Raw genomic sequence first — 21,968 nt, forward strand, 5'->3', positions numbered from 1 at the left:
TACCTCATTATATCAGCTATCTAGTAGGCCCTGTTATCTGGCTATTATAGTCGATGCACTCTAAAAAGAACACAGCACGCAAGTAAAATTTATACTAGTAGCGCGTTTAAATTTATATAACGGTTTTATTTTCAACTGACTATATCTAAGCTCAATAAGATTTGCTTAAGGCGTTGCTGTATAGCCACTTAACAGAACTACGATATACATATAGCGTCAATCATAGTTAACTTTAACTATCAAATACATTGAATAATGGAGCATAAAATGACTAGAGCTACTGTCAAAAGCACCGACACTACTACAATAGAATCCACTACGTGCAAACCGTCACTTGCTCACCAGCTTAAGTATAAAAAGCTATTTAGCCTCTCTTTGGTCACAGTAGCATTGGCGCTTGGTGCCTGTACCCAAGAGGCTCAAGAAAGCTCAGTTCATGAGTTTGACTTTCAAACATCCGAAGAAGAAGCTGCCGCTGAAGTTGCCGCTTCTAATGCACCTATGATTGTTGATCGTGAAGACAATCCTATAGCGCCTAGTCAAGACGAGCCAGCGAATGCAGGTGCTGTCGCTGAAACAGCAGACACCGTAAGCCATGATGCAGCGAACACCACTGTAGGCAGTGCTACTACCGATGACGCTGAATCAGTAGATGGTGCTATAGATGCAGAAGAGTCGGCTTATTAGTTTTACGTTACGTGTCTTTTACACATGAATAAAGGCTCAGGCAAATAGTGGCATGTCTGAGCCTCTCTAAGCCAATTGCAAAAATTTCAAAGCACAAAACTCAATGGCGTAGTAGCCAATCTTAAAAGTCTAACGCTTCCCGATCTGCCAAAACAAACTGCTCGGCCAGTGCGACCAAAGCCGGATACACATCGGTTTTTACGCGGATTTTTTGACAACGTTCATTGAATTTAGATAGCCAGCTTAGCAGTGCAGTGTCCAAAAACTCGACTTGCTCTTGCGCGACATCGCTCATGTCGATATTTTGCTCCATGCTACTATCAATCCACAAGCTCATGACCATAAAGTAAACACTCACATGATCATCAGGCTCATGAAACTCAGCATGCAGTTTTAGGTGTTGACTGGCTAAAAACTGATGCATCTGCTTGGTAGGCTCATTATAAAGCTGCTTATCTTCACTCAAATAATAAGAAGCATAAGGTGGCGCACTGTCATCACCACTTAGCAAGAAGATCTGGGCAAAATCAGCAGCAAGCTCAAGCGCTCTATGCTCTTTGGGCAGCTGCTCAAGATCGTCAATGGCTTTTTTGACACGAGCACTATAAGGCTCTAGATCCAAGCTGACAAAAGCCTCATGGATGCCATCAAAGGTTTGGTTGTTCTGCCAGTCATTGAGAGTATCACTGGTAAGCTCACGAGCGAAAACATCGGCAAACCAGCGATAGAGTGCAGAGCGGGCAGCATTAGCAGCTTGCCACTGTGTCGCTGTATCTGTCGTTTTATCTGTTGAAGTTGAGTCTGTTGAGAGGGTCATGTTATATCCAATTTATACAGGGTTTCTGACAAAATAAAGTCGTAAAATTTGCAACCTAGAATACAAAACAATGCCTTCATAAGTCACACTCATTATCAATCGCTCGATATAATGAATATGACATACAAAGGCATATTTAATAAAACAGCTTTTGACCATTCATCTATGACGAATAGCTATCTGCCGTCTCTGGGCTGCCATCTGGATTGACATATTTAGGACCACCAAAGGCGGTGACCGCTGGTGCTTTACCAGTGAACTTCTCTATCTCTACGATACAAGTATTGGCACTTGGGCCTTGGGCAAGGCTTGAGGTACCGACGTCCAATGATACTGTGTTGGGGTCACCATAAGTATCTATTGCCCCAATCTCAGGACCTGTAGGACCATACCACGCACCTTCTTGAATACGAATAATCCCTGGCGGGAAGTTATCTGAAATCACCGCACCCGCAAGTAATTGACCGCGGTCATTGTAGACTCGTACAAGGTCGCCATCTTTGATACCGCGAGCCTTAGCATCCTCAGGACCTATATAACAAGGCTCACGGCCTTGCACTGTATAAACCTCACGCCGTGCTTCAGACTCACACGTCTGTGAGTGCAGACGCGTGTCTGGATGCACAGATTGTAGCCAGAGAGGATATTTATCAGAGCCAGGGCCGCCATGTGAGCGCTCAATTTTCTCCATCCAAATCGGATGGCCTTTACAGTCTTCGTAGCCATAGCTTGCAATCTTACGGCTACTGATCTCGATAAAGCCTGAAGGCGTACCCAGTGCATTCACTTCAGGGTCTTCACGGAAGTCAGCGTGGCGCACCCAGTTTTCACCTTCTGGGAACAGCACATACCCTTTTTCCCAAAACTCAGCAAATGGCGGCATATAGAAGTCTTTTTTGAGGTTCTCTCCACGGCAGTCTTCATAGATCTGCTCGACCCACTGCATCTCATCCATTTGGCGGCTGTATTCTAAGTGACGGTTCATACGTCTACTGAATTCACGCCAAATATCATAGTCTGATTTTGACTGGAAAAGAGGATCTACCAGTTTGTGCATGGCAATCACGCCACGGTTACTGTATGAGCCATAGGCATCAAGGTCGTTACGCTCGTATGGCGTACAAGCTGGTAGTACAATATCCGCAAAACGACAAGTCGCTGTCCAGTTATAATCTACTGAAACGACTGTCTCGATATTGCGATAACCCTCTTTCATACGGTTGCGGTCTTGGTGGCGATGCCATTGGTTACTTCCTGAAAAAACCGCCATCTTAAATGGTGGCAAGGTAACTTCTTGACCATTAAAGTTGATTTTTTTGCCAGGTTCTAAGAGACAGTCTACAAATCGCGCCACCGGAATAACAGAGCTATAGCCTTGATAATCGCTATTATCATACTTTGGCTTACGTCCTGTATCTAGGTTCAGTGGGAAAGCTCCTGGCATAGAGGCACCAGAGGCAGGTACGCCAACAGAGCTATAGTGATGCGAATAGCTGATGCCGCCACCAGGCAAGCCTATCTGACCGAGCATAGAGGCGATAATCGCTCCCATCCAATAAGGCTGCTCGCCATGCTGCTGACGTTGAATCGCCCAACCAAAGACAAGCTGCGTACGGTTACTGGCCATCAAACGGGCAAGCTCACGAATACGATCTGCATCAACCCCGCAAATCGGCGCCGCCCATTCTGGTGTCTTTTCTACCATGTCTTCGGTCTTACCCATTAGATAAGGGGTAAAATCGTCAAAGCCAAGCGCATACATGTCCAAAAACTCTTTATCGTAGAGCTTTTCAGTATATAAAGTATGTGCAATCGCGAGCATAAATGCGACATCGGTCAATGGGTTGATGTATTGATGATCGCAATCTAGGTAGTTTTGAGTTTTGCTCTTGACTGGATCAATACAAATCACTTGAATGTCTTTGTCTCTGACCTTATCACGCAGTTTTTCTAAGTACTCATAGGCTTCATGCGTTTCTGTATTCCAACCTACTTGCAAGTTTTTGACAGGGTCATTGGCCCAAAAGATGATGACTTTTGAGTTATCAAGAATCAATGGCCAAGAGGTTCCTTGCGAGTATACCTCTGTTGATCCTAAGATATATGGCAAAATAACCTGACCAGCACCAGTAGAGTAATCCCCTGCCGTACCAACGCTATTACCGTGCATCGCAATGGCACGTAACATGTGGTTACCGCAGCTGTGGACGTTGCCCACTGAGCGCCAACCGACGTTTGCTGTATGTAGCGCCCAAGGACCGTGGTTTCTTTGCACACGCTCAAGCTCTTCATAAAGCAGATCTAACGCTTCATCCCAGCCCACACGCACAAAGCGGTTGTCACCACGTTGACTGGTATCACTCTTATGACGGTTTTTATACCAATCAAGACGTATCATGGGATAGCGTACCCGCGATGGGCTATAGATAACGCCTAGTGTGCCATCCAATATATCAGTAGGATACTGATCAAACTCAAAGGGTAAAATCTCAACAACTCTGTTTGCCTCAACCTTTGCACGGAAAGCACCCCAATGAGCACCTGACATTTTCCAGCTACTGATATCGACTTTTTCACCATTTGGTCTGGTGACGACACTGGTCACAATACTGTCTTTGGCCAGTAGAGGCATCGGCAGTAACGCAGTCCCTGACAAGGCTGCTAACGACTTTAGAAACCCTCTTCGATTCATGTTCTTCATCATACTTTCTCCAATTACAAGATGACGCTTTGCAATATGCTTTTGTGTCGTCAGGCTGACTTTTTCTTCAATCCAGTTGCCATTTGACTATGTTTGTTTAGCAAGTATTTAGCTAATATTTGATGTCGCTAACCGACTGCTTAGCCGGTTAGCGCATGACTTCTTAGACTACTTAGACTACTTAGATATCCCTGGTCTGGCATCTTGAATGGTGTGTTCAATCAAACCACCTTCAGAGGCTTCACCGAAGTCTGATGAGTTCAGCTGCAGGTATTTTAGAACCAACGCGCCAGTCTCGTCATCTAGGTTGGTAAACCCTACCATCCCACTCCACAGACCAGGCCACTGGTTGGCGTCGTGTGAGCTTGGTGCAGGTTGACGGTGACAAGTACTACAGTTGTCCTCGTAAGTCTGACTCGCTATGTCCCATGCAGACTCGATACTTTCCATCAGACCACCGTCAGCGACCCAGAATGTACCACTGACTTTTTGCCATTCAAGACCCGTCAACGGATCTTCTTTAGAGCTTGTGACCGTCACTAAGTCTTTATCACGAGCTAAGTCTTTATTGATGGTGACATCAGGGATATTTAGACCAAAGTATGTGTACCAAACACGGCCAAAGCCTTTGTTTTTGCGCCACATATCAAGCTCAATCTGAGTCATATCGCCTTCATGAGCAATGACTTTTACCGGGGTCGCAATCTCAATAGTACCCGCTTGAGTGTCTTTATCCTTGGTGGTGTACAGAGCTTGCGGAATGACGTTGAAGTATGTTCCGCCTTCTTTGGCTTTGACACTTCCTGCTTCAGAGAGCAGAGAATCAAACGCTGGGTTGTGCATACCTTCAGTATTAGGCAGCTCATGCGCAATACCTTTATGACAATCGACACAGCTAGCATCACGCTCAGCCGCACTACGCATGATCATCTGTGAGGTGACTCGCATCTTGCTAAAGTCCATGCTGTCATAGTCATGACACGCACGGCATTCTTTTGAGTCGTTGGCCTTAAAACGATCCCACTCGCGCTGCGCCAGTACGATACGATGATCCAAGAATTTTTCGCGAGTGCCGATGTCGCCCATCACATGTGACAATACTTCACGTGAGGCTTGCATCTTACGCGCCATTTTATCGGTGAATTCATGTGGTACGTGACAGTCCTGACACTCAGCTCGGACACCAGTACGGTTTTGCCAATGCACTGTTTTTTGTAGCTCAGGCAGCATGTTATCTTCCATCGTGTGACAAGATAAACAAAACTCTTCGGAGTTGGTCGCCTCAAGTGCTGTTGTAAAACCTGCCCAGAACCAAACGCCACCAGCAAACCCAATGATGACCAAAATGCCTAGTCCGATTTGTGTTGAAGGTTTAAACAGAAGACGACGCAGCCAGCCAAGTAGGCGTTTAATAGCGTTCATGATATATCCTTACCATTTTTCATAATAATGTATGCGGTAATGTGTTTAGCACTCTGTACGAAGATACTAAATATACGGAAAGACCGCCCCAAATAGACGGTCTAATAATAGATTAGGACGGTGGCCCCCAGAACCACATTTGCCCAAACCAAACGATAAAGCCATAAGCCGCTAAAAATAACGCAGCTATAATTGGCAAGGCAATAAAAGACATCACCAAAGCGCTGAGCCATTGACGCTTGACTGGTTGCTGGTCTTTTTGCTTCAGTTGCTTTTCATGTGGCATAGCACACCTCTCAATATGTTCACGATAGCTAATGAGCCTAAATAAGTTCATGCAAGATATCTATAAACGATATAAAAACACGCAAACTTTTGTTTATTTTTAAGTACGATTATGACTGGTTGTATGCTTTATTTTTAAATAACCATTATCCAATATAGGATGTTTCAAACCGTTTAGATCATTGAGAATCATTGTCAGCTGCTAGCTGAAAAACTAATTCCCTATACATATAGAGGATAACATAAAATCTTATTATTTTGTGACAAACTAGATACATTTAGTCTAAAAAAGGAGGGAAACTTATTCTCTTTAGCATTACTCCACTCAGAAAACATCAAACCTTTTTTATATGTATCACTTTAAAATAATTGAAAACCCATTAATGCTAAAAACTTTGAATATAAGTACACAATAGTACACTTAAAAAAGACTGTTCATAAATCAAAAGTCATAAGAAACCAAGAACCATATTGGCTAGAAAATGGCTAATATAGTTTGGAAAAAACGCTATTGCGATAGGTGTTTAGATTGTTAAGGATAAAAAAAGTACCGTAAATAAGTAGGAATTTCGTAGATAAAAAGGCGTGGCATCGATTAAAGGTGTTTGATTACAAAACCTCTTAACCGATGTCTGAGTTGATAGTTAGTGCTATTTTGAAATATTAAGTACCAAGTGACAATTACTTAGGAGCTTCTAACATTTAAGGCACTTGCTGATTGATTTCGATACTCACTTGCTGCTGCTCGTTTGCTAGCATGATTGGGTTAGTTGATAAATCACCAGACTGAGAGTTTGCGCTACCAGAACGACTGATTCTGGCGGTCACGACCAACTGCTCACCTGACGCTTGCGCCGATTGCAACGTTCGATCTGGCATCATCATATCTGCATTGCTTAGACTTACCGCAATGCGGCCTTGCTTTAAATTACTAATCGGTACACGTTTTGCCGCATAAGGCGCTCCGCCTTCCGCTGCCCGAATAGCAACAAACAATACATCCTCGGCGACTATCAAAGGCAACAAGCTTGGTATCACGGTGACGGTCACCTCAAAGCCGTCAGCTGCCTGCGCTTGTTGATTAGTGATATCAGCGGCCAGATTGTCTAAACCACTTATTTCATGACTATAGTCTCCTGCCCTTTGCTCAAAGCTGCTGCGCATCTTAGCTATCCAATCTTGCGCCTGCTCGTAGTTACCTGCGCGCGCTTCACCCATTGCCATCATCATCTGCGCTTCTTCTTTATTTGGGCTACTATCAAGCACGCCTTGCAAAGTACGGCGGATATTATCATCCAAGCTACCACCTAGAGCAAAGAAGCTGGTCTGAGCATACATCATCGCAACATCCTCATTATCAGGAGACAATCTATAAGCCCTCGATAGCGCTTCTAGACCTGACTCGGTCGCCCCAAATGACAAAAACATCTCAGCGAGCTTTAACCAGCGCTGTGGGTCATGCGCATTGTGGTGGACGTTGGTCTGCATCGCAGAAAAAAGCGCCAACCCTTCTTTCATTGCCCACTCTGGCGGTTCGTCTATCTTGCCCGTGAGCAAATCATCTGCTACTTGACCGACGACTTGTTGCTCTTGCCATAAAGTGAACACATTGCTGCGGTCGCTGATAATCATATAAGCCGATCCAGCCAGCACAGGTATCCAGAGTATGAGCATCAAACGACTGACCAAACTTGGGGGCTGCATGGCTGTCGTCACTTGCTCAGCATCCAATAATTGACGCTCAAGCTCTGTTTTTTGCGCTTGATAATGGGACTCACTGATGACTCCCTCTTGTTTATCAGTACTTAGCTCACGCAGTCTTGATTTATAGACATCAATATTGATATCGATGAGTTGATTGTCTACTACAATATCTGGATGTTTTTTTAGACGCAGCCAAGGTGCAATGACTATCAAAGCCAACACTATTGAGATTAGCAGGCTTAAAGTAATAAATAAGCCAAAATTAGAAAACGCACTCATAAAAACTTCTCTTCATCGCGTGTTTGTTCAATCGATTGATGGATGGCTTAGCTCGTGGCTGCTATTTTAGCACTAATTCTGACTTTGTCCTGAGTTTGTAAAATAACACTGGAAGATGACGCTTACTTCTTAACGCCTTATCACACTTCTATTTATACCTAATAAAAAACACCAATACTTTCAATCGTTTGGACAAAAGACCTTTTATTAATCATAAGATTTTTCCTATTGTCATCAAACTGTCATCAAAGCTTGGCAAACTGCGACACATCTCACAGGTAATACGTCTTGCACCCTTGTCAAACTTTAGGAGTCCTACATGCGTTATTCGTTATTAGCAGTCGCTGTTAGTTGTACCTTAGTACTCACAGCTTGTAATAAATCGACCGACCCCTCAAGCTCAGCTGCTGATAGCAGTAGCGCCGTAACAGCGGCTGAAACCACCACTAGTACAGCGTCTACTACAGCGACTGATTTTAAATCTGCTGAAAACATCGCCATGAATATCACCGGTGCAGGTGCTTCATTCCCGCAACCTATCTATGCCAAATGGTCTTATGACTACAATGCCGCGACTGGCGGTCAGGTGAACTACCAATCAATCGGCTCCTCTGGTGGTATCAAGCAAATCGAAGCAAAAACGGTAGATTTCGGTGCGTCTGATGCACCGATGACACCTGAAGAGTTGGACGCAGCAGGGCTTATTCAGTTTCCGACCGTTATCGGTGGCGTCGTACCGATTGTAAACATCGATGGCGTAGAGCCAGGCCAGCTGAAATTGGACGGTGCGGCTTTAGCGGATATCTATTTAGGAAAAATTAGCAACTGGAATGACCCTGCTATTGCTAATCTAAACCCAGACTTAACCTTGCCTGATGCTGCCATTACCACCGTATTTCGTTCGGACGGTTCAGGTACGACCTTTAACTTCACCGATTATCTGGCCAAGGTTTCAACTGACTGGAAAGACAGCGTTGGTGTTGATAAAACCGTCAAATGGCCAACCTCTGCCACGGGTGCAGGTGGTAAAGGTAACGAGGGCGTATCAAGTTACGTCAATCGTATGAAAAACTCTATCGGCTATGTCGAGTACGCTTACGCCAAGCAAAACAACATGGCACATGCGGCACTAAAAAATGCGGCGGGCAACTTCGTGCAGCCATCTGCTGAGACCTTTGCAGCGGCAGGTGATATCGATTGGTCACAGCAAGCAGGCTTTTATAAAGTCATCACCAACTCTGAGACGGAGCAAGCATGGCCAATCGCAGCTGCTACTTTTATCTTGGTACATAAGCAGCCAGAAAACCCACAGCAAGTGGCTGGCGTGTTGAACTTCTTCGACTGGGCTTACGCTCAAGGCGATGATGATGCCTTAGCCCTTGATTATGTTCCTTTCTCTGATACCGCTGTTGCGCTCTTTAAAGCGCAGTGGAATGAAGTCAAAGGCAGTGATGGTCAGCCAGTCTATACTCCAGCTCAGTAGTTTTTAAAAAACCTTGTAATGATTCTAAAGTTACCCTCTTAAATAATTATTCTCCAGTCGTTGTTTAAGAGGTTTTATCACAACAAATTTAAAAGTGGAGTTATTAATTACCGTTAATAGCACTACTGATTAAGATTTAGTTTGCTGTGATAAGACCTGATTAAACTCTCTAAAACTTTTGATCTAACCCTACTTAATGCTGAGACACTTATGAATGACCTAAGGTCCCAACTGGCTAAACAAAAACGTTACGACGCGCTATTCGTCAATGCAACCAAGGCTTTTGCCATCCTCGTTCTCTTATCATTGGGCGGCATTCTAGTCTCTTTAGTTATTGGCGCTTGGCCAAGCATTCAAACATTTGGTCTCGGCTTTTATACCAGTAATAACTGGGATACGGTTGCCAATGAGTACGGTGCGCTAGCGCCTATTTATGGCACGCTGGTCACTTCGTTTATCGCTATTTTAATTGCCGTACCAGTCAGCTTTGGTATTGCGATATTTCTGACCGAGATGTGTCCGAATTTCTTAAAAAAGCCCCTCGGTATCGCTATTGAGCTGCTGGCAGGTATCCCCTCTATCATTTACGGTATGTGGGGGTTGTTTGTATTTGCGCCCTTTTTTGGCGATCACATTCAGCCGTGGTTTATCGAACACGTTGGCCCACTGCCCATCATCGGTAAGCTATTTACAGGTGCACCAATGGGGCTGGGGATGTTTACCGCTTCACTGGTACTTGCCATCATGATTATTCCTTTTATCGCGGCCACCATGCGCGACGTCTTTTCCGTGGTACCAGATTTATTAAAAGAATCGGCTTACGGCATGGGGGCGACGACTTGGGAAGTCATGTTCAAGATTATCTTGCCGTATACCAAAGCTGGCGTCGTTGGTGGCGTCATCTTAGGACTGGGTCGTGCCCTTGGCGAGACCATGGCCGTGACCTTCCTTATCGGCAACGCCTTTAATATCAGTCCCAGTCTATTTACTTCTGGGGTCACCATTACCTCAGCCCTTGCCAATGAATTTGCAGAAGCCTCTAGTGAGTTGCATCTGGCGTCGTTATTACATTTAGGTTTAATTCTATTTGTCATCACTTTCATTGTGCTGTCGTTAGCTAAGCTGATGCTGATGCGCATGGATCACAAAGCAGGTAATCGATAGTAGCTCGGTTTTTTGACAGATTTTGATGGTTATTGGTACTGATAAAAATATGGGAAATGAGTGTTATGCCTACTGATGCTATGAATTCAGCGCTACCTGTTAAGACAAGCTTTGAAGGTCGTTATAACAAGCGCCTTTATAACAAGCGGCGCTGGGCCAATAAGCTTGGTCTAGGCTTTGCTATGTCAGCAATGGTTTTTGGCCTAATTTGGTTGTTTTGGATTTTATTTACGCTCTTCGTTGAAGGTTTCCAAGGCATGGTGCAAATGCCTATATTTACTGCCGACACGCCGCCGCCGATGAGCGCAGGCGGTTTACGCAACGCCATTGTTGGTTCAGTCATGTTGGCGTTTTCGGGATTGTTCATCGGTGCGCCCATTGGCCTGATGACAGGGATTTATTTGTCTGAGTTTTCGCAAGGCAGCATGCTTGGCAAAGTGACGCGATTCTTAAACGATATTTTGCTCTCTGCACCGTCGATTGTGATTGGTCTCTTTATTTATGCCTTGATGGTAAAAGGCCAAAGCTTTTCTGGTTGGGCCGGCGCACTGGCATTGGCATTGATTGTCATTCCTGTGGTTGTACGTACGACTGAAAACATGCTTAATTTAGTGCCCAACAGTATTCGTGAAGCGGCTTATGCACTGGGTACACCGAAGTGGAAAATGGTCACGCAAGTGACTATCAAAGCAGCTCGAGCTGGGCTTACCACAGGCGTATTGTTGGCCTTTGCCAGAATCACCGGTGAGACGGCGCCATTGCTATTTACGGCATTGAATAACCAATACTTTAGTACCGATATGAGCCAGCCGATTGCTAACTTGCCTAATACCATCTATCAGTTTGCCATGAGCCCTTATGACAATTGGCATGCACTCGCATGGGCAGCGGCACTGCTTATCACTGCTTCGGTATTGGTATTAAATGTCTTGGCAAGATTCATTGGCAGTCGCGGTCAAACCAAATAGCAGTCAGAGTCAATAAAGCCTGCCGCCAAATCACTCTACAGACAGCATTTACTTAAATTTATATTCATTAAGCTAGGTTGGATAACATTATGAATGACGTCATAAGCAAAGCCCGTACAACAACTAATACGAATAATTTCAATACGCCAACAGGCAATCTACTAAACAGACCGATGTCGACGTCAGCGCAAATGCAGCAGCCAGATGCGGCAAACTTAACCAAGCAAACACTGCATGATATTCCCAAAAACATGCCTGCAGCAAAAATGCAGATTCGTGATTTGAGTTTTTATTATGGTGATTTTCAGGCGCTAAAAAATATCAATATCGACATTCCTGATAAGAAAGTGACTGCCTTCATCGGCCCTTCAGGTTGCGGAAAATCGACCCTGCTACGTACCTTTAACCGTATGTATGACCTATACCCCGGCATGCGTGCAGAAGGCAATATCGACCTTGACGGCAAAAACATCTTAGGCAAAGACGTCGATGTCAACCTGCTGCGCGCGCAAGTCGGTATGGTCTTTCAGAAGCCTACTCCGTTCCCGATGTCCATCTATGATAATGTCGCCTTTGGTGTGCGTCTCTATGAAAAGTTAAGCAAAGCTGAGCTGGATAATCGCGTGGAATGGGCGCTAAAAAAATCTGCATTATGGCCAGAAGTAAAAGACAAGCTAAAAGCGTCAGGCTTATCTTTATCAGGCGGACAGCAGCAACGACTGTGTATCGCCCGTAGTGTCGCTACCAAGCCTGAAGTGCTGTTACTTGATGAACCAACCTCCGCATTGGATCCTATCTCAACGGGCGCAATCGAAGATTTGATAGAAGATTTAAAAAACGACTACACCATTGCCATCGTCACCCATAACATGCAGCAGGCGGCGCGAGTATCAGACTATACAGTCTATATGTACTTGGGCGATATGATTGAGATGGGCGAAACGGATCAAGTATTTACTACGCCTACGCAAAAAGCGACGGAAGATTATATTACGGGTCGTTATGGTTAACGTTGAGCAGATTAAAACTATTTATGTAAACTCAAAACATATCACGCTATAGCTGTTTGATTTTAAAAGTTACATGTACTGCTGGGGTGAATTTTGCAAAGCATCTGTCTGGCCTGCGCACAGAAAGCGAGAAAAATTTATCCCAGTAGCACGTCATTAACAGTGCCCTTCTTTTATGTTGAACTGACTAAACTAAAATACGGATATTCAGGGAATACCTCTCATGCAAAGTGACAAGCATATCTCTAAAAGTTTTGATCAAGATCTTGATGAGGCCATTCGCTTATTTTTATACATGGGTGATAGCGCTGCCAACCAAGTCGCCAAAGCCATCCATGCGCTTATCGATAAAGATGAAACGCTGGCACAAGAAGTCATCGACATGGATTTTGATATCAATCGCATGGAAGTTGAGCTCGATGAGCATATCTTACTGTTGGTCGCCAAACGCCAGCCAGCTGCCAGTGATTTACGCTTGGTCATGTCCATTAGTAAAGGCGTGGTTGACTTAGAGCGTATCGGCGATGAAGCGGTCAAAATCGCCCAAATGGCCAGTAAAATTGCAGCACAAGGCAAGTCATCATACGGTTACGCTGAGGTCCAACATTTAAGCAATCAGGTTCGTATCATGCTACACAATGCGCTAGAAGCCTTTAGTCAGTCCAATGCGGAGCAGGCATTTGAAGTCATGCGTAATGATGGCGTGGTCAATGATGAATACCAATCGGCGATTCGAGCCTTGATGACTTATATCATGGAGGATGCACGGCACGTCTCAAAGGTCATTAATATCATGTGGGTATTACGCGCGCTTGAGCGTGTTGGCGACCATGCACAGAACGTCGCCGAGCTGGTGATTAACTATATTAGCGGGCAAGATGTACGCCATTCGGACTATGCTTTGGTCGAAAAAGCCGTGCAAGAAGCCAATGAAAGAATGGCGGCACGCCAAGTCAGTACGACATCAGCTAGCATGGCGATAGTTGACTTTGATTCGTCAAATACTGGCGAAGGCTGACAAGACAATCAGGCCAATCAGGATTGTTCAAACAGTTACTACTCTTTTGTTTCGTCTTCAGCGCTTTGATTGTGACAATCACTCAGCCAAATCACAACAAGAAAAAACCCAGTTTGATGTAATATATGCCTCGTTTCGTTACTCTGATGAATTATTAGTACCGTTGAGGAATATTATGAAAAAGTCACTGGCTGTCACCCCTGTTGCCTTATTACTAGCAGCCTGCGCGACGAACGCACCCATGAATAGTAGTAGCACGCAAGCTCAAACCTTTACCTGTGATGACAACTCTAAAGTGACCGCCGCTTATGTAGCCAATGGCAAAGTCGCTAACTTAAGCCTGACTCTACCCAGACTCGGTATAAAAAATCAAAAAGTCAGTCTTAGACAAGCAGTATCAGGCTCTGGTGCTCGTTATGTTAAAGAGTCAAGCTCTACAGCCAGCTACGAGTGGCAGACTAAAGCCAAAGTTGGCATCCTAAGTATCCGCTCAGTAAACGACCGTGTATACAAGGTCAACTGTACTCTAAAAAGATAGACGTCTACTAGTTGTTACGGCTCATGCTTATTAATGGCTTTTTACAGCGGTTAATAAGCATGAGTTTTTATACCCCGCCTGCGCCTTTACTTGACATCTCGCTGTTTTCCACCAATATAGCCGCAGCTGTTTTTTTGAGTATCGCCCACTGTTTATCATCGACATGAATGCCCTCTTTCCATGAGCGCTGATGGGTCTCAAACAGCTCATCCGTCGATATCTTATGATCGAAATGCTCGATGTCTTGCTCAATATCGAAGTTAGCAGTCGCCAGCTCAATGATCATATCGTTGGTATTATAATTGTCTTGTGGTTCATTAAAAAAGTACAAATCAGGATAGACAAAGCCTTGATTAAGCGTAAATAAAGTATGCTTGGGTGCTGTACCATTATCCCATTTCGCCAGACAGGCAATGCCATTATCAGCCAATTTAACCAACTCACTATAGGCCAGCCAGCGATTATGACAGTTCATTATATAAATTTGAAAATGATCCAGATAGCCCATTTTTTCTAGTGCGTAGTCCATGATGGCAGGCAAGTGACAAATCAAACTGCTGCCATGCAAATCAAAGCGAATCGCGCCTGTTTCTTGATGGACGATATCAATGGGCGTATCTTGTTCAGTTAAGATATATGGACTGGCATTATTAAAGTGGCGTACACCGTCGAGTCCTGCCATCTCCAGCTCAGCCACCATTGAAGCGATCACATCAGCCTCGCCTACTTCTCGGTGCATGCCAGTAAAGGCTTTATACACCATTGCTACGATTTCATTATGCGATACAATCATGTCCAAACCTCCCTATTGTGTGGATGACTCTTCTATTGACGAAGCTTCTTTTGACAAATTGGGCAGTAAAGGAAACAGCCATTCATCACTATGCACCTCGCTAAATAAAGGCGCCCCTTGGAACAAAGTGATTCGCACCCAGCGATCAGATCTGGGATCGAACTTGGTCGCGCCAAACATCGATAGCTTACACCGTAGCAGATGCATGGGTAATGCGGTCTTATGCAAGACGTTCATCTGGATATCACCCATTTTTTTGTGACCCATGGTCCATACACGGCGAGCGATAGAGCGGTACTTAGGTTTGCTTAACATAAACTCAGATATCAGCTGCTGTGGATCAGCTTGCTGTAATGCCAAGTACAGATTTTTTGCTTGCCGTGCGATGTCCAATGCCAGCTCTCTATCAGCACCAGGCTCTTGCCCGCGTACGCCCATACGTGGTTCTTCTTTATCCACCGAGCGATACCAAAACCAATAGCTATTTTTAGGCTCATCAAAGTCAATAGTAATTGCCCATTGATAACGCGCCTCTAAGACGTCAAGCAAATCTTGAATCACTTTGCCTTTCGGTAGCGATAAGGTTTCATCGGCGTTGACCATCTCTTGGAACGCATCCACACGCTCAGGATACAGCTCCATCAAGCAAGAGATGATGACTTCTTGGCTCTCAAAACTTAAATGATCATGAGCTTGCAGGAACTCTGCCCATGTCTTGTAGTCTTCAATCGTCGTCATCAAATCACTTTGTAAGGAGGTCAACTCTGTAACGACAGCCTCGTTTAATGTGGCTTGCTGCTCATTGATGGTAACGATTTCGGTAAAGTGCTGAATGGCGCGCGCAAGTAAGCTGGAAAAGTACGCTGCCTTTTGCGCTTCAATATCGCAGACCAAAGTCGCTTGCACGGCTTCTTCACGAGTGGTGAGCCATTGATCAACGACGCAAGGATGGTTGATAAGATACGGCGCCATACCCAGACCAGTCGCATTGCCGATTCCGAGATAACGCTTAATCTCTGGATGGAGCGCGGCCGCTTTACTACCGCCCTTTTTCTTGGCCAAAAAATCAACCCAATCAAGGCTAAATTCTCGCAGTAAATAAACCGCACACATCTGCGCACGAAACGACTGATTAAAGTCTTCGCTATGATCTAAAGGTTTAAAATCATAAATACCAAATTTCCCATTGCCATAGACTGCTGTGGTACGCAGGATATATCCGACTTGCGCGAGTACCTCAAGGTCTGGCTGCTTGCCTTCAGCGAGCGCACTAACGATATGATCAAAGACCCGCACGCTTTTGTTCGCGCGTGCCAACACCAGCACCATATTGGAGTTGCGACCTGCTTCTTGTAGCGGCACATTGGCTTTGAGATTATCGAGCAGCTCTTGACCAATCTCACCAAAAACCAGACCAAAGGTAACGTCCCATTTTTGAGCGATAACTCGATCATTACGCTCCTCATCGGCAATCTCATTACAGAATACCACCAGATGATAAGTATGCTCGGGCGTCGTTAGTCTATAAATTACATGCCCATAACCATTGTCATCCAAATCCCAAAGATGCGTGCTTAGCGTCCATTTCTCTCTATCAATTTTACGCAGTAAAGTACGCACAAAGCTGATGCGCGTCTGGTGCATGGCGCCCAGTCTTTCAGCATTCATGACTATATCTGGCGATCTTAAATTAGCGCTGAGTAGAGTCTGCTTCGCTACGTCAATGCTTTCATCTGCTGCATAAAACATGTTCATAATCTCACCACCTTAGATAATATATTAAGCCAGCAACTTGGTGATTACTTTTAACCCGTGATGGCCATTTTACGACTTCAATCAATAATTTAGTTACTGGCTTTTTGTGACGCACTACTTGTCCTCTCTTTTGACAGGCAGTGCGTCATCATCTCACTCTTCCCCTTTCAAGATTTTTTCTTGAGTGATTTTATAATTTGTCTCAACTCGATTCGGACGATATAAGTCTTGATCACGTGCCATTTGCTGGGCGATCTGCGGCCCATTCCATAGCGACGGCAGCAATACAAAAGAAACGGGAACTGCTGTAATCACGATAAACGATTGCAACGCCGTCACACCGCCCGAACCAAGCGAGATTAACACGATAGCGGTAACCCCCATCATGATGCCCCAGAAGGTACGAATCATAGCGTTTGGCTCACGCTCACCACTGATGACGACACTAATGGTATAAGTCATCGAGTCACCAGTAGTTACGATAAAGACGGTGGTCAAAATCAAAAATAGTATCGAGGTAATCAATGGAAACGGCAATTGCTGCGTGACCGCTAATAGCGCGCCTGGCAAGTTAAAGCCTTCAAAAGCGCTACTGACACTACCGGGATTGGCAATCTCAAACGCAAGCCCCGAACCACCAACGATGGTGAACCAAAAGCAGGTGACCAGTGGCGCAATGATACAAACGGTGGTAATAAGCTCTCGAATCGTACGACCACGTGAAATACGGGCAATAAAGATAGCCATCATCGGGCCATAACCCAAGAACCAACCCCAAAAGAACACCGTCCACCAACTGAGCCAGCCTTCATCACCGCGAAAAGTTGCCATCGGGATAAAGCTATCAACCATGGTGCCGATACCTTGAATATAGCCGTTGACAATAAAATTGGTTGGTCCAAAGATTAAAATAAAGACCATCAGCGCAAAGGCCAATATGACGTTAAAGCGGCTAAGGAGCTGCATACCACGAGCCAGCCCACTAATCGCTGAAATGGTATAAAGTACAATAGCGAAGATGATAATAATCAGCTGGGTAGTGAAGGTATCAGGAATACCAAACAAAGCATTGAGTGCATAGCTGGTTTGTAAACCCAAAAAGCCGATAGGGCCGATCGTGCCAGCAGCAACCGCGACGATACAACAAGCATCGATGATCGCGCCCGTCTGACCTGTGAGCACGCGCTCGCCAAACATAGGATAAAGCAGGGTACTCGGCTTCAGCGGCAAGCCTTTGTCATAGTGCAAATGCATCACCACAATAGCGGTCAAGCTGCCCACAATAGACCACGCCAAAAACCCCCAATGCATAAAGGATTGTGACAAGGCGTTAAATGCGCGCTGTTGCAAGTCTGGTGACTCACCGTATAAAGGCGGTGCTGAGACGAAATGAGCAATGGGTTCAGCGGCTGCCCAAAATACCCCGCCGCCAGCAAGTAGCGTACAAAACAAGATAGCCATCCATTTAAAGCTATCCATCTCAGGCACAGGTAAGTTGCCTAAAATGACACGTCCAGTACGACCAGCGCCAACGGCTAACGCAATCACAAAGGTCGCTAGGAGCAGTATTTGCCAAAAAGGACCAAAGATATTGACCGACCAAGCAAAACCCACTTCCACTATTTTTGCCAAGCGCTCTTCTGCAAAGATAGCCATCAGAACAAAAGCAACAATAAAACCACCACTGTACCAAAACGCTGGGTTTTTGAGCCCTAAAGTATCGGTTTCGGTCTCTGTCTGTATAGGGGGCGATACATGATGCGCGCTATCTGCTGCTATATTGGCGACAGCTGAGCGTCCTTGCTCATCGTTGTTAAATCCCTTTAAATCGGCCATGATGCGGCTCCATATGCTAACGTTACGTTTTAAATCAGGCGTTATATTATTTGGATATGTCTCAATAATCTCATTACCTTTCTATCTGAAAGGAGGTTTAACGCTATAAAACGTCGTTCGTCTTATAGCGCTTTCGAGTAATAGCTTGCAAAGCTCGGAGTTAAACAACGAACCTCTAAAAAACGAGCCTTCAAAAATGAGCTTTAGAGTCTTAATATTTAAGCCAAAGGCTTCAAGCCTTGCTCCAAAAAATCAAACCAGTTCTGACCGATGATCTTTCCAGCATCAGTCTCATTAAAGCCATGCTTTAGCAGACCGTTATAGATGTTTTCCATACCGTCCTTGCCAGCGAACCACGGCAGGGTATCTGGCCAACCTGAATTACTGGCATTACCTTCACCATAATCCATCGCTTTTGACCAACGTCCATTGCGCATCCACTCAAGCACTGCTTGCGGTTGATTGAGACACAAGTCACTGCCAATGGCTAAATGCTCGACGCCGTATTTATCAGCGCAATTAGCAATCATGGTGCAAAAATCATCAAGCGTACATGCGCTACCATTGGGCAAATGAAACGGATATAAACTAAAACCTAATAGCCCGCCCGCTTTGGTTAAGGCGCTGATGACCGTATCCGATTTATTACGCAAGGCATCATGCGCCGTGGTCGGATTGGCATGGCTGATACATATCGGACGCGAGGAGACTTCTATCGCCTCAAGCGTAGACTTCTCAGCACTGTGCGACATGTCGATAATCATCCCGACGCGATTCATCTCGGCTATCGCCTGCTGACCAAAGCGCGTAACACCGCTATCGTTCTGCTCATAACAACCGGTCGCCAGTAAGCTTTGGTTGTTATAAGTCAGCTGCATAATTAGTAGACCCAAACGGCGCATGACGCTAATCAGGCCAATCTCGTCATCGATTGGTGAGCAGTTTTGCGCGCCAAAAAAGATACCGACTTTGCCCTGCTCTTTTGCCGTTTTGATATCAGCGACCGAATACACGGGCATAATCAAATCGCTGTTCTGCTCAAAGCGTGCGTGCCATTCAGCAAAGCGAGTCATGGTCTGACGCGCATCTTCGTGATAGACCAAGGTGGCATGTACCGCATTGATACCACTATCTTTTAGCATCTTGAAGTAGTCGCGATCCCAATGGCTATACTGTAATCCGTCAATGACGATATGATCTTGGTACATATCCATTCCTTTTTATGCTTTCTTAATTTTATGAGCAAAGGCGTAGGCTACGCGTAGGGTGCGCCTCGCGCACCAATTTGAAGAGAAAAATACTTATCTCTTCAAATTGGTGCGCGTGGCGCACCCTACGCAAAATCACCCTTACTATCTGTTATAGACTAATACGCTTTTTGATAAGCGGTTTTGACGATGGTATAAAACTCTTTGGCATACTGACCTTGCTCGCGTGGACCAAAGCTCGATTCTTTACGGCCACCAAACGGCACATGATAATCGGTACCCGCCGTCGCTAAGTTGACCATCACGCAGCCCGCTTGTACTTGCTCTTTAAACATCGCACTACTACGCAGACTTTGGGTGATGATGCCGCCAGTCAGACCAAAGCGTGTATCATTGGTCATCGCGATCGCCTCTTCCAAGCTATTGACACGCAAGACACAAGCAAGCGGGGCAAACACTTCTTCTTGGTTGACATCCCAGCTATTATCGGTCTCAGTAAACAAGGTCGGCGCCATATAATAGCCATCATGCGCCATCTCCAAACGCTCACCACCAAAAGCTAAATTGGCTCCAGACTGTTTGGCTTTTTCGACCCAGTCCATATTTGCTGCCAGCTGCTTATCATCGACCACAGGCCCCATAAAAATGCCATCCTCAAGCGCATGACCGACCTTTAGCGTCTTCATTTTTGCGACCACACCTTCGACGAAGGCATCATGGATACTGTCCATAACGATGAGACGAGAAGAAGCGGTACATTTCTGTCCTGAACCACCAAAAGCACCAGAAACCGCCATATCAATGGCAAGTTGTAAATCTGCATCATCAGCGATGACCAAAGCGTTTTTACTGCCCATTTCAAGCTGGCAGCGGATGAAGTTCGGTGCCGTAGCAGCTGCAACTTTGCGACCTGTGGCGACAGAACCTGTAAAACTGACTGCATCGATATCTTTTGAGTTAATAAGGGCATCACCTACGCTAGAGCCGCCGCCTAATAGTAGGTTAAACGTACCCTCTGGCATGCCTTGACGGTGAATGATCTCAGCTAACGCCACCGCACTGGCAGGCGTTAAGTTCGCAGGTTTCCAAATCACACTGTTACCAAAGGCTAAAGCGGGCGCGATTTTCCATACGGCTGTCGCGGTTGGAAAGTTCCAAGGCGAGATAATTGCGACCACACCGACGGCTTCACGAGTGACTTCCACTTTTACCCCAGGACGAACTGAATCTGCCGTATCACCGATTTGGCGTAATACTTCGGCAGCGTAGTAATGAAAAAATTGACCCGCGCGATAAATCTCACCGCGACCTTCCGCAAATGGTTTGCCTTCTTCACGTGAGAGCAACGTACCCAACTCATCACAGCGGGCAATCATTTCATCGCCGATCGCTTGCAGAATAGACTGTCTCTTCTCGAGTGGCGTCGCTTCCCACTTTGGCTGGGCCTGACGCGCAGCAGCGATAGCATCTTTGACTTGCTCCTGACTGGCTTGCGCGAACTCACCAACGATTTCGCTAGTATCTGATGGGTTGATATTGGCAATCGTATCGACGCCCGCTTGCCATTCACCATTGATATAGATTGATTTGGTTGGGTCTTGTTGTAATACTTTTTGGGTGTTTTGGACTGACATAATAGAATCCTTAATGAAATGGTTAAAAGTTTGAGGCGTAGGCTGTGGCTTTAGCCCAGCTTAAGACTTTGTACAATAACAATGCTGGGCTAAAGCCACAGCCTACAACAGCTCATATTGAATTGAAAACTGAGTGTTCACCGACTTTCAAAGCTTAGGGCACAGCGGCATAAACCACCAGCTCTACCAGCATCTCTTCTCGAGCAAGTCCTGATATCACCAGCGCTGCACGATTTGGGTATGGTGCGGTGAAATATTCAGCATACACTTGGTTAACGGTTTTTAGATACTCGCGATCGGTCACATAAATAAGGACCTGCAATACCGAATCCATGCCAACACCCGCACATTCTAATGTGTGCTTAAGATTGTCTAGCGTTTGCCGAGTTTGCGCCTCAATACCGCCTGCGACCACTTCACCATCTTCGTCAATAGGAATCTGCGCGGTATATAAATTACCGTTATTAGTGATCGCCCACTCTAACGGTGACTTAGAGGCATAAAGTGAAGTTTTAACCGCTTGCTTGGTTGAGGGAGTCGCCATACTGTCCTATCCTTTCAATAAATGGTGGCACCAAATCTTTGTTTTAGCGTGTTCATTTGGTATGTGCTTTATCCTACGCAATTACCAGTGATAAATCTAACTAATTAAACTTTAGATATGAT

Annotated in this window: 18 protein-coding genes; 7 read left to right on the forward strand and 11 right to left on the reverse strand. The window is 45.3% G+C overall.

The window, feature by feature from the left end; translation table 11 throughout:
• Nucleotides 1–267: 267 nt before the first annotated feature.
• Nucleotides 268–687 carry a hypothetical protein gene (locus JMY01_RS09490; RefSeq protein WP_201575326.1) on the forward strand — a complete coding sequence of 140 codons (420 nt, stop codon included), beginning with the start codon at nt 268–270 and terminating at the stop codon, nt 685–687.
• A 121-nt stretch (nt 688–808) separates the two neighbouring features.
• On the opposite strand, the gene torD is transcribed toward JMY01_RS09490, so the two are convergent.
• The 5 genes from torD to ccmI all read right to left on the reverse strand — a co-directional run bounded on the left by torD (nt 809) and on the right by ccmI (nt 7,895).
• Nucleotides 809–1,504: a molecular chaperone TorD gene (gene torD, locus JMY01_RS09495; RefSeq protein ID WP_201575327.1), complete on the reverse strand. Its 696-nt coding sequence runs from the start codon at nt 1,502–1,504 to the stop codon at nt 809–811.
• A 163-nt stretch (nt 1,505–1,667) separates the two neighbouring features.
• On the reverse strand, nt 1,668–4,208 hold the full coding sequence (gene torA / locus JMY01_RS09500; RefSeq protein WP_265089866.1) for a trimethylamine-N-oxide reductase TorA: 2,541 nt from the start codon (nt 4,206–4,208) through the stop codon (nt 1,668–1,670).
• A 174-nt stretch (nt 4,209–4,382) separates the two neighbouring features.
• Nucleotides 4,383–5,627, reverse strand: coding sequence for a pentaheme c-type cytochrome TorC (gene torC / locus JMY01_RS09505; protein WP_201575330.1), 1,245 nt, complete (start codon nt 5,625–5,627; stop codon nt 4,383–4,385).
• A 112-nt stretch (nt 5,628–5,739) separates the two neighbouring features.
• Nucleotides 5,740–5,913, reverse strand: coding sequence for a periplasmic nitrate reductase, NapE protein (locus JMY01_RS09510; protein ID WP_201575332.1), 174 nt, complete (start codon nt 5,911–5,913; stop codon nt 5,740–5,742).
• A 701-nt stretch (nt 5,914–6,614) separates the two neighbouring features.
• A complete protein-coding gene (gene ccmI / locus JMY01_RS09515) occupies nt 6,615–7,895 on the reverse strand; it encodes a c-type cytochrome biogenesis protein CcmI (protein ID WP_201575334.1) in 1,281 nt (426 codons plus the stop codon).
• 319 nt (nt 7,896–8,214) lie between these two features.
• Between ccmI and pstS the strand changes: the two genes are divergently transcribed.
• The 6 genes from pstS (at nt 8,215) to JMY01_RS09545 (ending at nt 14,076) form a co-directional block, all read left to right on the forward strand.
• Nucleotides 8,215–9,378, forward strand: a complete 1,164-nt coding sequence (pstS, locus tag JMY01_RS09520) for a phosphate ABC transporter substrate-binding protein PstS (protein ID WP_201575336.1) — start codon at nt 8,215–8,217, stop codon at nt 9,376–9,378.
• Between the two features lie 210 nt (nt 9,379–9,588).
• On the forward strand, nt 9,589–10,542 hold the full coding sequence (gene pstC, locus JMY01_RS09525) for a phosphate ABC transporter permease subunit PstC (protein ID WP_201575338.1): 954 nt from the start codon (nt 9,589–9,591) through the stop codon (nt 10,540–10,542).
• A gap of 65 nt (nt 10,543–10,607) precedes the next feature.
• A complete protein-coding gene (gene pstA / locus JMY01_RS09530) occupies nt 10,608–11,510 on the forward strand; it encodes a phosphate ABC transporter permease PstA (protein ID WP_201575340.1) in 903 nt (300 codons plus the stop codon).
• Nucleotides 11,511–11,761: 251 nt separating this feature from the next.
• Entirely contained in the window at nt 11,762–12,520 is a 759-nt protein-coding gene (pstB, locus tag JMY01_RS09535) for a phosphate ABC transporter ATP-binding protein PstB (protein WP_227678023.1), read from the forward strand.
• A 223-nt stretch (nt 12,521–12,743) separates the two neighbouring features.
• Nucleotides 12,744–13,538, forward strand: a complete 795-nt coding sequence (gene phoU / locus JMY01_RS09540; RefSeq protein ID WP_201575344.1) for a phosphate signaling complex protein PhoU — start codon at nt 12,744–12,746, stop codon at nt 13,536–13,538.
• A gap of 175 nt (nt 13,539–13,713) precedes the next feature.
• Entirely contained in the window at nt 13,714–14,076 is a 363-nt protein-coding gene (locus JMY01_RS09545) for an MliC family protein (protein WP_201575346.1), read from the forward strand.
• A 67-nt stretch (nt 14,077–14,143) separates the two neighbouring features.
• Here JMY01_RS09545 and JMY01_RS09550 read toward each other — a convergent pair whose 3' ends face one another.
• The 6 genes from JMY01_RS09550 to JMY01_RS09575 form a co-directional block, all read right to left on the reverse strand.
• Nucleotides 14,144–14,869 carry a DUF3726 domain-containing protein gene (locus tag JMY01_RS09550; protein WP_201575348.1) on the reverse strand — a complete coding sequence of 242 codons (726 nt, stop codon included), beginning with the start codon at nt 14,867–14,869 and terminating at the stop codon, nt 14,144–14,146.
• A 12-nt stretch (nt 14,870–14,881) separates the two neighbouring features.
• On the reverse strand, nt 14,882–16,624 hold the full coding sequence (locus tag JMY01_RS09555; RefSeq protein WP_265089867.1) for a hypothetical protein: 1,743 nt from the start codon (nt 16,622–16,624) through the stop codon (nt 14,882–14,884).
• A gap of 153 nt (nt 16,625–16,777) precedes the next feature.
• Nucleotides 16,778–18,460, reverse strand: a complete 1,683-nt coding sequence (locus JMY01_RS09560; protein ID WP_201575350.1) for a BCCT family transporter — start codon at nt 18,458–18,460, stop codon at nt 16,778–16,780.
• Between the two features lie 218 nt (nt 18,461–18,678).
• Nucleotides 18,679–19,668 carry a membrane dipeptidase gene (locus JMY01_RS09565; RefSeq protein WP_201575351.1) on the reverse strand — a complete coding sequence of 330 codons (990 nt, stop codon included), beginning with the start codon at nt 19,666–19,668 and terminating at the stop codon, nt 18,679–18,681.
• A gap of 158 nt (nt 19,669–19,826) precedes the next feature.
• A complete protein-coding gene (locus JMY01_RS09570) occupies nt 19,827–21,302 on the reverse strand; it encodes an aldehyde dehydrogenase family protein (protein ID WP_201575352.1) in 1,476 nt (491 codons plus the stop codon).
• Nucleotides 21,303–21,456: 154 nt separating this feature from the next.
• Nucleotides 21,457–21,846, reverse strand: a complete 390-nt coding sequence (locus JMY01_RS09575; RefSeq protein WP_201575353.1) for a RidA family protein — start codon at nt 21,844–21,846, stop codon at nt 21,457–21,459.
• Nucleotides 21,847–21,968: the final 122 nt, after the last annotated feature.

This window comes from Psychrobacter sp. H8-1, from assembly GCF_904846575.1.
GTDB classification, from domain to species: domain Bacteria; phylum Pseudomonadota; class Gammaproteobacteria; order Pseudomonadales; family Moraxellaceae; genus Psychrobacter; species Psychrobacter fulvigenes.

Excerpts from the sequence above, each read along its gene's own strand:
- JMY01_RS09490 (WP_201575326.1), top strand. The coding sequence starts at position 268 with ATGACTAGAGCTACTGTCAAAAGCACCGACACTACTACAATAGAATCC.
- torD (WP_201575327.1), bottom strand. The coding sequence starts at position 1,504 with ATGACCCTCTCAACAGACTCAACTTCAACAGATAAAACGACAGATACA.
- torA (WP_265089866.1), bottom strand. The coding sequence starts at position 4,208 with ATGATGAAGAACATGAATCGAAGAGGGTTTCTAAAGTCGTTAGCAGCC.
- torC (WP_201575330.1), bottom strand. The coding sequence starts at position 5,627 with ATGAACGCTATTAAACGCCTACTTGGCTGGCTGCGTCGTCTTCTGTTT.
- JMY01_RS09510 (WP_201575332.1), bottom strand. The coding sequence starts at position 5,913 with ATGCCACATGAAAAGCAACTGAAGCAAAAAGACCAGCAACCAGTCAAG.
- ccmI (WP_201575334.1), bottom strand. The coding sequence starts at position 7,895 with ATGAGTGCGTTTTCTAATTTTGGCTTATTTATTACTTTAAGCCTGCTA.
- pstS (WP_201575336.1), top strand. The coding sequence starts at position 8,215 with ATGCGTTATTCGTTATTAGCAGTCGCTGTTAGTTGTACCTTAGTACTC.
- pstC (WP_201575338.1), top strand. The coding sequence starts at position 9,589 with ATGAATGACCTAAGGTCCCAACTGGCTAAACAAAAACGTTACGACGCG.
- pstA (WP_201575340.1), top strand. The coding sequence starts at position 10,608 with ATGCCTACTGATGCTATGAATTCAGCGCTACCTGTTAAGACAAGCTTT.
- pstB (WP_227678023.1), top strand. The coding sequence starts at position 11,762 with ATGCCTGCAGCAAAAATGCAGATTCGTGATTTGAGTTTTTATTATGGT.
- phoU (WP_201575344.1), top strand. The coding sequence starts at position 12,744 with ATGCAAAGTGACAAGCATATCTCTAAAAGTTTTGATCAAGATCTTGAT.
- JMY01_RS09545 (WP_201575346.1), top strand. The coding sequence starts at position 13,714 with ATGAAAAAGTCACTGGCTGTCACCCCTGTTGCCTTATTACTAGCAGCC.
- JMY01_RS09550 (WP_201575348.1), bottom strand. The coding sequence starts at position 14,869 with ATGATTGTATCGCATAATGAAATCGTAGCAATGGTGTATAAAGCCTTT.
- JMY01_RS09555 (WP_265089867.1), bottom strand. The coding sequence starts at position 16,624 with ATGAACATGTTTTATGCAGCAGATGAAAGCATTGACGTAGCGAAGCAG.
- JMY01_RS09560 (WP_201575350.1), bottom strand. The coding sequence starts at position 18,460 with ATGGCCGATTTAAAGGGATTTAACAACGATGAGCAAGGACGCTCAGCT.
- JMY01_RS09565 (WP_201575351.1), bottom strand. The coding sequence starts at position 19,668 with ATGTACCAAGATCATATCGTCATTGACGGATTACAGTATAGCCATTGG.
- JMY01_RS09570 (WP_201575352.1), bottom strand. The coding sequence starts at position 21,302 with ATGTCAGTCCAAAACACCCAAAAAGTATTACAACAAGACCCAACCAAA.
- JMY01_RS09575 (WP_201575353.1), bottom strand. The coding sequence starts at position 21,846 with ATGGCGACTCCCTCAACCAAGCAAGCGGTTAAAACTTCACTTTATGCC.